Here is a 13,300-nt window from a genome sequence, read left to right as displayed (position 1 = left end):
CCATTTTTGTTGCAGCTTCCCGGCAATGCCTGAAACAGGGAGCATATAATGAGCCTGGAAGTTCTGGAAAACGGCGGTGAACGCTTCGCGACGGCGGGCGGCATCACCATTACCCGCACGCGCAACGAGACGGCCTATGAAGGGGCCATCGATGCCTATATCGATGCGCTCGACGAGCGGCGAGGCGCGGTCTTTTCCTCCAATTATGAGTATCCGGGCCGCTATACGCGCTGGGATACGGCGATCATCGATCCCCCGCTGGTCATTTCGGCGCGCGGGCGGGCCGTGCGCATCGAGGCGCTGAATGGGCGGGGCCAAGCGCTTCTGCCGGTCATAGCCGACACTGTGGCCGCACTCGACGTCGTTACAGTGGATGAGCGCGATGCGCGCCATCTCGCGGTGACGGTCGCTGAACCTGACCGTATCTTCTCGGAAGAGGAACGCTCGCGCGCTCCCACTGTCTTTTCGGTCCTGCGGGCCGTGACGGCGCTGTTTCATACCGATCAGGACGCCAATCTCGGGCTTTACGGGGCCTTTGGCTACGATCTCGCCTTCCAGTTCGATCCGATCAAGCAGAGCCTCGAGCGGCCACAAAGCCAGCGCGACCTCGTGCTTTATCTGCCCGATGAGATACTGGTGGTCGATCATCATGCGGCCAGAGCCTGGCACGACCGCTATGATTATTCGGGGACCGGTTTCACGACCGAAGGCTTGCCGAGAGAGGGCGCGCGCGACGCCTTCCGTCCGGCGGCCCATAAACCTCCGCGCGGCGACCATGAGCCTGGCGAATACGCCCGCCTCGTCGAGAAGGCCAAGGAGAGCTTTCACCGGGGCGATTTGTTCGAGGTGGTTCCGGGTCAGATGTTCATGGAGCGCGCAGAACGCCGCCCTTCGGAGATTTCGCGCCGGCTGAAGCGTATCAATCCGTCGCCCTATTCCTTCTTCATCAATCTTGGCGAACAGGAATATCTGGTCGGCGCGTCGCCCGAAATGTTCGTGCGGGTGAACGGGCGCCGGGTGGAAACCTGCCCGATTTCAGGCACGATCAAGCGCGGCGACGATGCAATTGCCGATGCGGAGCAGATTATCAAGCTCCTGAATTCCAAGAAGGATGAGTCGGAGCTGACCATGTGCTCCGATGTCGACCGCAACGACAAGAGCCGCGTTTGCGAACCCGGTTCGGTGAGGGTCATCGGGCGGCGGCAGATCGAGATGTATTCGCGCCTCATCCACACGGTCGACCACATCGAGGGGCGTTTGCGCGAGGGCATGGATGCTTTTGACGCTTTCCTCAGTCACGCCTGGGCGGTGACGGTGACCGGCGCGCCGAAACTATGGGCGATGCGTTTCATCGAGGAAAATGAGAAAAGCCCCCGCGTGTGGTATGGCGGCGCCATCGGCATGGTGCATTTCAACGGCGACATGAATACGGGGCTGACGCTGCGCACCATCCGCATCAAGGATGGAATTGCCGAAGTGCGGGCCGGCGCGACGCTGCTTTTCGATTCCGATCCGCAGGAAGAGGAGGCCGAGACGGAGCTCAAGGCTTCGGCCATGCTTTCTGCAATTCGCGATGCGGGGAAGGCGAATATGGACAATGAGACGCGGGCGGCCGCGCGTGTCGGCGAGGGGGTGAAGATCCTTCTTGTGGATCATGAGGATTCCTTCGTGCACACGCTCGCCAATTATTTCCGCCAGACAGGCGCAGAGGTTGTGACCGTACGTTCGCCGGTTTCGCAGGAGGTGTTCGAGCGGGTCGATCCCGATCTCGTTGTTCTGTCGCCGGGACCCGGACGGCCGGAGGATTTCAATTGTGGCGCGACGATCGCGCAGGCGCGCGAGCGCAAATTGCCGATTTTCGGCGTTTGCCTTGGTTTGCAGGCGCTGGTGGAAGCCTATGGCGGTGAGTTGCGGCAGCTTGCCGAGCCGATGCATGGGAAGCCGTCGCGTATTCGCGTGAATGGCAACAGCCTCGTCTTTTCAGGCCTTCCCTCGGAGGTCACCGTGGGGCGCTACCATTCGATCTTCGCCGATCCGGTTCGCATGCCCCGTGATCTGGTTGTCACGGCAGAGACGGAAGATGGCGTTGTAATGGGGATAGAACACGAAAAAGAGCCGGTTGCGGCTGTGCAGTTCCATCCCGAATCAATCATGACGCTTGGCCATAATGCAGGCATGCGCATGATCGAGAACGTGGTTGCGCATTTGCCGAGGAAGGCCCGGGTCAAGGCTGCCTGAAAGGGGGTGCCTTAGGGCCGCCTGAGAGGCAGGACCTTATCCCGCCAGCTCCAGGTGGGCGTGGGTCGGGCACGAAAGAGGAAAGGAGCCGGCATGCCTTCCAACGGCACGCTTCAGCGCATTGCGGCATGGTCGATACTCGTTGCGATCGGTATCTTTGCCCTGAAGCTCGCAGCCTGGTGGCTGACCGGCTCCGTAGCCCTTTTCTCCGACGCGATGGAATCCATCGTCAATGTCGCTGCCTCGCTGATGGCCTGGTACGCGTTGAAGCTGGCGCACAAGCCGGCCGATGACAATCATCCGTTCGGCCATCACAAGGCGGAGTATTTTTCCGCGGTGATGGAAGGCGTGCTGATCGTCGTTGCGGCCCTTCTTATCCTGCGCGAGGCGTGGTTCGCCTTTTTTGTGCCGCGCACCCTCGAAGCGCCGGCCTTGGGCCTTGCCATCAACGCCTTGGCAGGCGTGGCCAACGGCGTCTGGGCATGGTTCTTGATCAAAACGGGCAGAAAGGCGCGCTCGCCGGCCATGGTCGCGGACGGGCAGCATTTGTGGACGGATGTGGTGACGTCGGGTGGCGTGCTTTTCGGGTTGATCCTGGCGCTTGCTACGGGCTGGCTCTGGCTCGACCCGGTCATGGCCGCCGTCGTTGCGCTCAACATTCTGTGGCAGGGCTGGTTCATGGTCGGCCATTCCGTCCAGGGGCTGATGGATGTGGCCGTGGAGCAAAACGATCTTGCTGAAATCGAGCGTATAGTTGAAGAAAACCGCGATGGCACACTCGAGTTCCACGATCTGAAGACCCGAGAGGCCGGCAGGGCACGCTTCATCGAGTTCCACCTCGTGGTGCCTTCGGAGATGACCGTAGAGGCGGCACACCGCATCTGCGACCGTATCGAGACCGCGCTGGAAAAGAAGATGCACGGGGTTCATGTGACCATCCACGTGGAACCCGCGCACAAGGCGAAGTTCGTCTGAACCCTCGGGCATGCTCCCCATCCATCCGGAAAGGGGAGCGTTTCCGGTTCAGGAGCGTTTCATGCCCTTGTCGAGAAGCTCCGGATAGTCCTTTACGATGTCCTGCACCTCGTTCGAATAGTCGTCCATTTCCTGAATACGGCGCAGCTCGATCGTTTCGTTGGGGGCGCCGGGGCAGCGCTTTGCCCATTCGATGGCGTCCTGCAGCGAGGGGACGTCGATGATCCAGAAGCCGCCCACCACTTCCTTCACCTCCGCGAAGGGGCCGTCGGTGACGACCGGCGTTCCCGTGGCAAACGAAACACGGGCGCCTGTTGAAGGGGGATGAAGTCCTTCCATCGCGACCAGCACTCCGGCGGCGCGCAGGTCATCATTGTATTTCATCATCTTTTCGACCGCATCCACAGGCAGATCGAGCTCGGGTCCGGCGCTTTCATAGCCCTTGGGGATCATCAGCATCATGTAACGCATTGTCTTCTCCTGGTTCGAGGTTTCGTGACCAAAGGACGTTCGCAAAAACCTTATCCCGACAATCTCCAGGCAAAACATTTCCTTGAGGGAATTGTTCCTGTATCGGTCATTGCGAAAGCGGGAGCCGACAGAAATGGATTCGTCATCAGAAACATCCTTTCCCGGTCCGCTTGCAACGCTGCCCCGGCCTGTTCAATGGTTGCTTCTGGCGGTTCTGACGGCGCTGATCGCCGGTTTCATGCTTCATTACGCTTTGCCGGCTGCGTTGCTGATAGGCCCGATGCTGGCAGCAGTTGCGATTGGAGCGCAAGGCGGGCGGGTTGGCGTGCCCGGTCTGGTGTTTGCGGTGGCGCAGACCTTTGTCGGTCTTCTGATCGGCGGTTCCCTGGAACCGGCAGTGCTTGCTTCCTTTGTGGACATATGGCCGATCCTGCTGCTTGCGGTTCTCACGACCGTGGCGGCAAGCAGTCTCCTGGGCTTCTTTGTCAGCCGCTGGAAGATCCTGCCGGGCACCACCGCCGTATGGGGGTCGGCACCGGGGGCGGCCACGGCAATGGTTCTCATGGCCGGCGCCTTCGGTGCCGATCCGCGGCTTGTGGCATTCATGCAGTATCTGCGGGTGATCTTCGTAACCCTGGCGGCTGCCTTGCTGGCGCGCTTCTGGGTGGATACGAGCGGCGTCGAATTGCCCGCCACGGAGTGGTTCCCGCCCTTGCAACCGGAAGCTTTCGGTCTGACGCTTGTTCTGGCGGTTGGCGGAGGGCTCGGCGGCAAACTTCTGCGTCTGCCCGCTCCCTTTTTCCTTGGGGGAATGCTGGCCGCAGCAGGAGCGCATCTTGGTGGTGGTCTTTCCCTGGAACTGCCGCCCTGGCTAATGGGATGCGCCTATGTGTTCATTGGCTGGACCATCGGCCTGAAGTTTGACCGGGCGCTGCTGCGGAGTGCCGTCAAGGCGCTGCCGCAGGTCGTTCTGTCGATACTCGCTCTGATGCTGTTCTGCGGCGGGCTCGCATGGGTGCTTCATGCGGAGTGGGGTATCGACCCGCTGACCGCATATCTGGCGACAAGTCCCGGCGGCATGGATTCCATCGCCATCATCGCGGCGGCCTCACAGAATGTGAATCTGTCCTTCATCATGGCCGTTCAGATGGGACGCTTTCTGTTCGTGCTTCTGGCCGGCCCGCCCATCAGCCGGCTCGTGGCGAAATGGGCGGAAGATTGATGCCTCATCCAGCCGTCAGTCGAGGCATGGAGGCGCATCTCTGATCGTCAGTCCTGCCGCGCCGGCTCATACCGCAGGACAAGCGTGCCATTCTTCAACGGATTTGCCTCGAGCAGTCGGAACATGCGCGTGTGCTCTCTCTTCTTGAAGAATGGGGTGCCTTTTCCCAGTTGCCCGGGAACCAGCGCCAGCATGACCTCATCCACGATTTCGGCCTCAAGCAGTGAATCGCTCAGATCAGCGCTTCCAAAGATATAGATATCCTTTCCCGGCTCAGCTTTTTGTTTTTCAATACGAATTTCTTCGACGATCCTGTCGGTGATGCGGGTGTTGTTCCAGTTTGCCTGGTTAAGGGTGCGCGAAGCGACCAGCTTGGGAAGCGCGTTCATGAAGGTCTTGATCTCGGACTCTTCGGCAGTCGTCCAGTAGTCCCTCATCCCTTCATAGGTGATGCGGCCGAAGACCAGGCATGCGGCGCTGGCGCCGAAACCCTTGCTCAGCTTTTCCAGCTCTTCGCCCCAGCCATGATTGTGGAAGTCCAGATCCCACTTCTTCTCGCCTTCGAAATATCCATCCAGCGAAACCAGATTCCAGATAATGACCTTGCTCATGCTGCTTTCCTCCTCGATTGGCATGGATAACTGATTGCGTTTTGAAAGCAGTTGTACGTTAGGCGGACTGATGGCAAAGTGCAATCGGTTTTTGGAGGCGAGAATGAAGGAAGCGCATCGCTCGGGATGCCCGATCAACCTCACGATCGAGATTGTGGGCGACAAATGGAGCCTGATCGTCCTGCGCGACATGATGTTCGGCAATCGGCGGCACTTTCGCGATCTTCTCAATCATTCAATGGAGGGGATTGCATCGAACATTCTGGCCGATCGTCTGAAGCGTCTTCTGGCCGAGGGGGTTATCTCGAAGGCCGATGACCCCAGCCACAAGCAGAAGGCAATCTACAGTCTGACGGAAATGGGTATCGAACTCGTGCCGGTTTTTGCCATGATCGGCGCCTGGGGCAGCAAATGGCTTCCTGTCTCGGATGCCCTGTCGATACGCGCCAGACTGCTTGCGGAAGGCGGGCCGGCACTTTGGGATGAATTCATGGACGATTTGCGGGTCGAACATCTTGGGACGGAACCGTCGCAACCGCCGGACAGGCCGGGTGTGCGGGTGAGGCTTCAGAAAGCCTTTGAAGAGGTGATGGCGCGTGACGAAGCTTGGTCCGCTTCTGCGGGAAGTGAGACGGAAGAAGCCTGAATCGAAACAGATGCTTGCTTGATGCCGTTCACAAAACGATTCACATCTGCTTCGGCGTTCGGGAGGGCATTCGAGAGACTGTCGCAAGCCTGCCCGTACCGGTCGGGTTCCGTGAAGGCTTGCATGCTGCGCCGGGCTCGGCTATTGAACGCAACATGATCACGCGCCCGACAGCAAACGTCTTTGCCCACGCCGAATTTTCCGGCGCATCGGCGCGCGCGCTTTCTGCAAACCTTCTTCTTCTCGGTCTTATCGGCGATCGCCGGGTCCGTTGAAGGAGCGCCCGGCGGTCGATGACGCCGATGGGCTGCAGCTCTTTCTCCAAGAACTGAATTTTACTGTTGACAGGCCGGTCGTGCGGAGAGCACGCAACCATGGCCGGGAGAAAACCGAATGGACGCGCAGAATACGATGACTGACATGGCAGAAAGCGAACAAAAGGGTGGAGCATCGTCGGGGTATAAGGGCATGCCGGATGCTCCCCGCAAATATCAGCCCTATCCCCTGATCGACCTCAACGACCGGACCTGGCCTTCGAAGCGCATCGAGAAGGCGCCGATCTGGTGCTCGGTGGATCTGCGCGACGGAAACCAGGCACTGGTCGATCCGATGGGACACGAGCGCAAGGCGCGCATGTTCAGGCTGCTGCTCGACATGGGCTTCAAGGAGATCGAGATCGGTTTCCCGTCCGCCTCCCAGACGGATTTCGATTTCGCGCGCTGGTGCATCGAGGAAGCCGGCGTGCCCGAGGACGTTTCGCTGCAGGTTCTCGTCCAGTGCCGCCCCGAGCTGATCACCCGTACCTTCGAGGCGCTGGAAGGCGCGAACCGGCCGATCATCCACTTCTACAATTCCACCAGCGAGCTGCAGCGCCGTGTCGTGTTTGCCAAGGACGTGGCGGGGATCAAGCAGATCGCCACGGACGCGGCCAAGATGATCACCGACATGGCCGCAAAGGCAGGCGGAGGATATCGCTTCCAGTATTCCCCGGAAAGCTTCACCGGTACCGAACTGGAAGTGGCGCTGGATATCTGCAATGCGGTGATCGAGATCATCGATCCGACGCCGGACAACAAGTTCATCATCAATTTGCCATCGACCGTCGAGATGGCAACGCCCAATATCTATGCCGATCAGATCGAATGGATGTGCCGCAAACTCGACCGCCGAGATAGCCTGATCATTTCGCTGCATCCCCATAATGACCGGGGAACGGGCATTGCCGCCACCGAACTCGGCCTGATGGCCGGGGCGGATCGCGTGGAGGGCACGCTGTTCGGCAATGGCGAGCGCACGGGCAATGTGGATGTGGTGACGCTGGCGCTCAACATGTACACGCAGGGCGTCGACCCAATGCTGGATTGTTCGGACATCAACCGTATGAAGGATGTCTACGAGTATTCCAATCAGCTCGTCATCCCCGAACGGCATCCGTATGTGGGCGAACTGGTCTACACGGCTTTCTCCGGCTCGCATCAGGACGCCATCAACAAGGGCATGAAGGCGATCAAGACGGCGAACAAGCCTCTGTGGGAAGTGCCTTACCTGCCGATCGATCCGCAGGATGTCGGGCGCTCCTATGAGGCTATCATCCGTATCAATTCGCAGTCGGGCAAAGGCGGCATCGCCTATGTTCTGCAAGCCGATTACGGCCTCAACCTGCCGCGCAATCTGCAGGTGGAGTTCCGAGAGGTCATTCAGGACATTACCGACCGTGAAGGTAAGGAGCTGCCTTCCAGGAGCATTTATGAACGTTTCATGGAGCTGTATGTCGACCAGCCCGGCGCGCGCCTCAAATTCGTCGATCACCAGACCTTCCCGGATTCGGGCGCGAAGGGCCGACGGATCGTTGAGGCCACGATCATCGATGGCGGCAAGGAGATGGTTATCAAGGGTGTTGGAACGGGGCCGGTCGACGGCTTCATCGATGCGCTCTCCAAGCATGCCGGTATCGACATGTCGGTGGTGGATTATTCCGAACATTCGCTCCAGCGCGGATCGAATGCAGCCGCCATCTGTTACATGGAAGTGGAGCATCCTGGCGGCAGGCTGTTCGGTGTGGGCGTGAACACCAACATCGTCACGGCCTCGCTCGAGGCGGTTGTTTCGGCCGCCAACCGGATCGCCGGATGAGCAGCGGGCTTTACCTGCACGATACGGGCGAGGGGCGTGAGACCCTCGTCCTTGTCCATGGTTTTGCCGGATCGCACCGGATCTGGGACAGGGTCCTGCCGTTCCTTTCTGCCGAGTTGAGAGTGCTGGCGCCGGACCTGCCCGGCCATGGGCGTTCGCTTGACCTGGCCGGCGCCGGCAAGGCCAAGGCCTGTGCGGCTGCTGTCATAAACGCGCTCGACGAGCGTGGCGTAAACCACTTCCATCTTGCCGGGCATTCCTTTGGCGGCGCTGTAGCGGTCCTGATGGCATTGCAGGTGCCCGAGCGGGTCAAGACACTCACGCTTCTGGCCCCCGGCGGATTTGGCCCGGAGATCGACGGAGATATTCTGGCGCAGCGCGCGCGAGCCTCCGATGCGAAGGCGATGCAGGCTGCGCTGGAAGCCATGATGGGACAGGGCAAGGCCGTTTCTCAGGCTATGCTCGACCATGCGATGCAGCTCGCGGAGCGTGCGGGTCAGAGAGAAAAGCTTATTGAAATCAGCGATCTGATCAGCCATGGCGGACGGCAGGGAGCCTTTCCGAAGGCGATGTTGGAGGCGCTTGGGATGCCGGTCCGTGTGGCGTGGGGGACTGCGGATGCCATCCTCCCGGTCAGACAATCGGACGGTCTGCCTTCATCCTTTGCCGTGCATCGTTTTGAAGGGCTAGGGCATATGCTGCCCGAGGAGGCGCCCCAGGCCATGGCCGATCTTCTCAGCGAAGCCGTCGACACATCATCATAATTCGGCTGTATATTATTTTTCTACATAAACTTGCCTTGTTTACTACGCTGTAAGACGCGGAACAAAACGTGATGATTTCGCGTTTTATCCGTGTTAACGGTAGGTTAATACTATTTTTGGTTTAGGAGTTTCGCTCATGAGCGAGGCAGGAAAGACGCTCGGAAACGCGACAAATGTTCGTAGCCTTGCCGACGCTGTGCGAGAAATGAAGAACGCCGCCGCAGACCGCTCCGACGTGGTGGTCGATATGCGCGAGGCGAGCCGGGCGCGCCTCGACCTGCTCGTTCAGGAGCTGGAGCCTGTCTTTGCCGAAGTGCCGAAGGACGACCCGTTCTTCGATCTGGCTATTTCTTCCGGCGAGCAGCCACGCCTTTGGATCGATGTCGTCGCCCATGTGACCATGGGGCGCGACCGGCGGACCTACCGTTTCCTGCGCGATACCCGCCTCGGGCGTGTCGTTCTGGCTGAAAGCACGGAGATCAAACCGGTGGCCGATCAGGTCACGCGCTATATCGCCGAGCGCATCGTTGAAAGGCAGCGTGCGGTTGAAGGCGAGGTGGAGGCTGTTCCACGTTCGGCGGTGGAGGAGGCCCCGGTCGAGGACACCGCGCAGTCTTCGCTTGCCTCCCTGGAGGAGAAAAAGGGCAGAACCGGCGGGGCCAAGGCCTTCTGGAGCGGGCTTTTTCTGGTGCTCCTGGGCGGTCTGGTCGGCGCGGTCGGCGTCGTTCTGGCGTTTCTGGATCGGTTGCCGGGGCTCGGAGCGATATTCTCCGGATCCTGAGGCCACTGCCAGTTGTGCTGGCGTGCCTGCTATTTGCCGGGGGAAAGAAGCGCCCCTGAAACCTCGCCGATCTCGCCATGCGGATCGGTTATGCCGCGGCGCGAAAACCTTATCTGCCAGGCTCCCGGTTCCCCTTCTATCTCGAAGAGATTGTAGTGGGCAGGCGGTTTGGCGCTGCCCAGCGCCTGACCGGCGGCGGCAACGCCCACAACGGGAACGCTCATGCCGTTTTGTCCTTCGATCCTGTGGACAGTGGGCTTGTGCGTGTGGCCGTGCAGGATGAGCTCAGCGCCATGTTTGCGGATGATCTTCTGGAAACGGCCGATACCGTAGAGCCGTTTGGCTGCGTGGGTGGCTCCGCGCACCGGCGGGTGGTGTATCATCACCACCCGAAACAGGCCGCCGGCGGCTGTCCTGTCCAACAATGCGCCGAGGCGTTTGGCCTGGGCCTTGGAAAAATGCCCGCTTGCCATGAAGGGAGCGGTGGCGCGGGCCGAGGAGACGCCAATGAGTGCAACCCGATCACGCACCCGCAGATAGGGAAAGGCTGTCCTGCCGGTTGGCGCACGGCCATCGTCGCCGGTCATGTAATCTGCCCAGGCGCGGCGACAGCGGGCAAGCGCGCCGGGTACATAGGCGTCGTGATTGCCCGGAACGACCGAAACCTTTTCACCGGGGCCCAGGCTCTCAAGCCAGAGGCGCGCGCGTTCGATCTCTTCGCGCAAGGCCAGATTCACCAGATCGCCCGTCAGGGCGATGTGATGCGGGGCGGCAGCGAGCATGTCATCCGTGATCCGGTCAATAATGCCGTGATCGAGGTTTAGCCTGCGGTTGCGTTGCCAGTTGATGTAGCCCGTTATGCGCTTGGAGGCGAGCTCCCGATAGCTTATTGCAGGGAGAGGGCCAAGATGGATGTCGGAGAAATGTGCGAGCCGGAACATATGCCGTGTGTAGAACAGGCCGAGGGCGCTTTCCAGCCCGTGGAGCCCGGTAAATGAGCCCTTCTTCCAGTTCCTCGCAGCCATATCCGCCCAGGAAACCTGCTCTGCAGGCCCGGCTCTTCCACATGTGGCTGCGCTTCAGCCGACCCATGACACTAGGCATGCGGGGTGTTGTTTTCGATGCGGCAGCGCGTTCGGTTTTCCTGGTGCGGCATACCTATGTGAAGGGCTGGCATTTCCCGGGCGGCGGGGTGGAACCCGGCGAAAGCACGGAAGCTGCCCTTGCGCGCGAACTGCTTGAGGAAGGGAATATCGAGCTGACCGGTCGCGCGGCGCTGAAATCCTTTCATTTCAACCGGATGGCCAGCAATCGCGATCATGTGGCCGTCTATTTCATCACCGATTTCAGGCAGACCCATCCGCATGTGCCGGATCGCGAAATAGCGGAGGCCCGCTTCTTCCCGCTGGACGCGCTGCCGGATGGCATAAGCGAGGGAACGAAGCGGCGCATCGACGAAATCTTCCACGGGGCGCGGGTTTCCGACGAGTGGTGAGACACGGCCTTGATACGGGCGGGGATGGGAGACAAACGCGATACGTTGGTCGGAAGCAGCTCCCCGTTTCCCCGCCTAGATCTCTAAAGCATGTCGCGATTTTTCAGATCCGCTCCCTACGCTTTAAGTTCTTGATCTTACGCAGGCCTTTATCCCGGAACCGGTTCCCACGTCCGGGAGACATGCGTTAGGCGGCCCTTGCCAGCCTCTCACGGTTGTGCGGTTCGGTGAAATCGAGTTCGGGGCCGAGTGGCACGATGCCCGTGGGGTTGGTGGTCTTGTGGCTGCCGTAGTAGTGCGCCTTGATGTGGAGCATGTCGACGGTGCCGGCTATACCGGACACCTGATAAAGCTCGCGCAGATAGTTCGACAGGTTGGGATAGTCGTCGATCCGCCGCAGGTTGCACTTGAAATGACCGACATAGACCGCGTCGAAGCGGACCAGTGTGGTGAAGAGGCGCCAATCGGCCTCCGTCAGACGGTTGCCGACAAGATAGCGCTGGCGTGAAAGACGCTCTTCGACATCGTCGAGTGCGGCAAACAGCGTCTGAAATGCTTCTTCATAGGCTGACTGGGTGGTTGCGAAACCGGTCTTGTAGACACCATTGTTGATGTCGTTATAGATGCGGGCATTGACGGCATCGATCTCTTCGCGCAGGGCCTGCGGGTGGAAATCGACCGATGCGTCGCCCCATTCGTCGAAGGCTTCGTTCAGCATCCGAATGATTTCGGCGGATTCGTTCGAGACGATGGTTTGGGTCTTCCTGTCCCACAGGACCGGCACGGTCACCCGACCCGAATAGTGCGGGTCGGCTTTGGTGTAGATCTGGTGCAGGAAATCGAAACCGTAGAGGTCGTCGCCCGTGGCGCCGTCTTCCTTGAGGAACGTCCAGCCATCCGCGCCCATATGGTGGTGCACGACGGAAACGGAAATGACGTCCTCGAGCTTTTTGAGCGTGCGGAAGATCAGCGTGCGGTGCGCCCAGGGGCAGGCAAGCGAGACATAGAGATGATAGCGGCCGGGTTCGGCCTTGAAACCGCGCTCGCGTCCCGCAGCGGGTTTTCCGTCTACCGTCACGAAATCGCGGAACTGCGAGGCGGAGCGCTCGAAACGTCCACCGCTCTTTGCGGTGTCATACCATTGATCGCGCCAAACGCCGTCGACCAGCAAACCCATAGCAATATCTCCTTCGTTCGGATCGGATGTAGGGCAAGGAAGGCGAAAACCCAACCATTCGGACCGTGAACGCATCGTCAACAATTTTCCTCCAGCGTAAATACGAGGTGGACGAGCCGAATTTTTGCTGGTAGCGGAGACGTCGCAAATTGGAGATGCGCCTGATGATCCGGTTCCTGGTGGAGCGACGACGAAAGGACTGAAGGCCCCTGGCTTGGGGCAGGCGGGCTTTTGCTTGCCGTTCACCTTTCGACACCACCGGAATTTGCCGATCATGTCCTCTGCCGACATTCTCTACCTGCCGGAACAACCGGCACACGATGCCGAAATCGACCTCATCAATGAAGAAGCTTTCGGGCCGGGGCGTTTCACGCGCGCGGCCTACAAGATTCGCGAGGGTGGGCCGCATGAGCGCTTGCTTTCCTTCGTCGCTCTTCACAAGGACGAAGTTATCGGCTCGGTGCGCATGACCTGGATCGCGGCGGGCAAGGGCAGGGCCCTCCTTCTGGGACCGCTGGCGGTGCGCCCGGCCTTCAAGAATATCGGCATCGGGCGCAAACTCGTTCACATCGCCATGGATGCGGCGCGCGAGGCCGGGGCTGGCGCCGTCGTGCTCGTGGGCGATGCGCCCTATTACGGGCCGCTCGGTTTTCAGAAAATCCCCTATGGGCAGATCGTCATGCCGCGGCCCGTCGATCCTGAGAGGCTTCTGGCCGCGGAATTGCAGGACGGCGCTGTGGCGGAGCTTCGCGGCGACGTCGTTCACGCCGCGCTGGCAGGCTAAAAG

At 60.2% G+C, this 13,300-nt stretch carries 13 protein-coding genes; 9 read left to right on the top strand and 4 right to left on the bottom strand.

Annotated elements, in window-relative coordinates; all coding sequences use genetic code 11:
- Window positions 1-48 precede the first annotated feature (48 nt).
- Window positions 49-2,238, top strand: a complete 2,190-nt coding sequence (locus NA8A_RS06385; RefSeq protein WP_009449832.1) for an anthranilate synthase — start codon at window positions 49-51, stop codon at window positions 2,236-2,238.
- Window positions 2,239-2,331: 93 nt separating this feature from the next.
- Window positions 2,332-3,213, top strand: a complete 882-nt coding sequence (locus NA8A_RS06380) for a cation diffusion facilitator family transporter (RefSeq protein WP_009449831.1) — start codon at window positions 2,332-2,334, stop codon at window positions 3,211-3,213.
- A 48-nt stretch (window positions 3,214-3,261) separates the two neighbouring features.
- Here the strand turns inward: NA8A_RS06380 and NA8A_RS06375 are convergent, their stop codons facing one another.
- The gene (locus NA8A_RS06375; RefSeq protein ID WP_009449830.1) at window positions 3,262-3,684 is read right to left on the bottom strand and encodes a YciI family protein; all 423 of its coding nucleotides are present in this window, start codon (window positions 3,682-3,684) and stop codon (window positions 3,262-3,264) included.
- Between the two features lie 133 nt (window positions 3,685-3,817).
- Between NA8A_RS06375 and NA8A_RS06370 the strand changes: the two genes are divergently transcribed.
- Complete coding sequence (locus NA8A_RS06370; RefSeq protein WP_009449829.1) at window positions 3,818-4,906, top strand: AbrB family transcriptional regulator; 1,089 nt, start codon at window positions 3,818-3,820, stop codon at window positions 4,904-4,906.
- A 47-nt stretch (window positions 4,907-4,953) separates the two neighbouring features.
- Here NA8A_RS06370 and NA8A_RS06365 read toward each other — a convergent pair whose 3' ends face one another.
- Complete coding sequence (locus tag NA8A_RS06365; protein WP_009449828.1) at window positions 4,954-5,517, bottom strand: dihydrofolate reductase family protein; 564 nt, start codon at window positions 5,515-5,517, stop codon at window positions 4,954-4,956.
- Between the two features lie 103 nt (window positions 5,518-5,620).
- Here NA8A_RS06365 and NA8A_RS06360 point away from each other — a divergent pair, with 103 nt between their 5' ends.
- The 4 genes from NA8A_RS06360 (at window position 5,621) to NA8A_RS06340 (ending at window position 9,841) form a co-directional block, all read left to right on the top strand.
- Complete coding sequence (locus NA8A_RS06360) at window positions 5,621-6,163, top strand: winged helix-turn-helix transcriptional regulator (RefSeq protein ID WP_009449827.1); 543 nt, start codon at window positions 5,621-5,623, stop codon at window positions 6,161-6,163.
- 393 nt (window positions 6,164-6,556) lie between these two features.
- On the top strand, window positions 6,557-8,296 hold the full coding sequence (gene leuA, locus NA8A_RS06350) for a 2-isopropylmalate synthase (protein ID WP_081581916.1): 1,740 nt from the start codon (window positions 6,557-6,559) through the stop codon (window positions 8,294-8,296).
- Window positions 8,293-9,060, top strand: a complete 768-nt coding sequence (locus tag NA8A_RS06345) for an alpha/beta fold hydrolase (protein WP_009449824.1) — start codon at window positions 8,293-8,295, stop codon at window positions 9,058-9,060. Before leuA ends, NA8A_RS06345 begins: the two co-directional genes overlap by 4 nt.
- Before the next feature lie 136 nt (window positions 9,061-9,196).
- Complete coding sequence (locus NA8A_RS06340; protein WP_009449823.1) at window positions 9,197-9,841, top strand: hypothetical protein; 645 nt, start codon at window positions 9,197-9,199, stop codon at window positions 9,839-9,841.
- Window positions 9,842-9,870: 29 nt separating this feature from the next.
- Here NA8A_RS06340 and NA8A_RS06335 read toward each other — a convergent pair whose 3' ends face one another.
- Window positions 9,871-10,782, bottom strand: coding sequence for a metallophosphoesterase family protein (locus NA8A_RS06335; RefSeq protein ID WP_051017959.1), 912 nt, complete (start codon window positions 10,780-10,782; stop codon window positions 9,871-9,873).
- A gap of 53 nt (window positions 10,783-10,835) precedes the next feature.
- Here NA8A_RS06335 and NA8A_RS06330 point away from each other — a divergent pair, with 53 nt between their 5' ends.
- The gene (locus NA8A_RS06330) at window positions 10,836-11,336 is read left to right on the top strand and encodes an NUDIX domain-containing protein (RefSeq protein WP_040671891.1); all 501 of its coding nucleotides are present in this window, start codon (window positions 10,836-10,838) and stop codon (window positions 11,334-11,336) included.
- Window positions 11,337-11,523: 187 nt separating this feature from the next.
- On the opposite strand, the gene NA8A_RS06325 is transcribed toward NA8A_RS06330, so the two are convergent.
- Entirely contained in the window at window positions 11,524-12,513 is a 990-nt protein-coding gene (locus NA8A_RS06325) for a glutathione S-transferase family protein (RefSeq protein WP_009449820.1), read from the bottom strand.
- 274 nt (window positions 12,514-12,787) lie between these two features.
- On the opposite strand from NA8A_RS06325, the gene NA8A_RS06320 reads away from it, so the two are divergent.
- On the top strand, window positions 12,788-13,297 hold the full coding sequence (locus NA8A_RS06320; protein WP_009449819.1) for a GNAT family N-acetyltransferase: 510 nt from the start codon (window positions 12,788-12,790) through the stop codon (window positions 13,295-13,297).
- The last annotated feature ends 3 nt before the right edge of the window (window positions 13,298-13,300 follow it).

The sequence above is a fragment of the Nitratireductor indicus C115 genome, from assembly GCF_000300515.1.
Lineage (GTDB): Bacteria > Pseudomonadota > Alphaproteobacteria > Rhizobiales > Rhizobiaceae > Nitratireductor > Nitratireductor indicus.
Note: the sequence above shows the minus strand (reverse complement) of the source record. Positions and strands in the feature narration are given on the sequence as shown.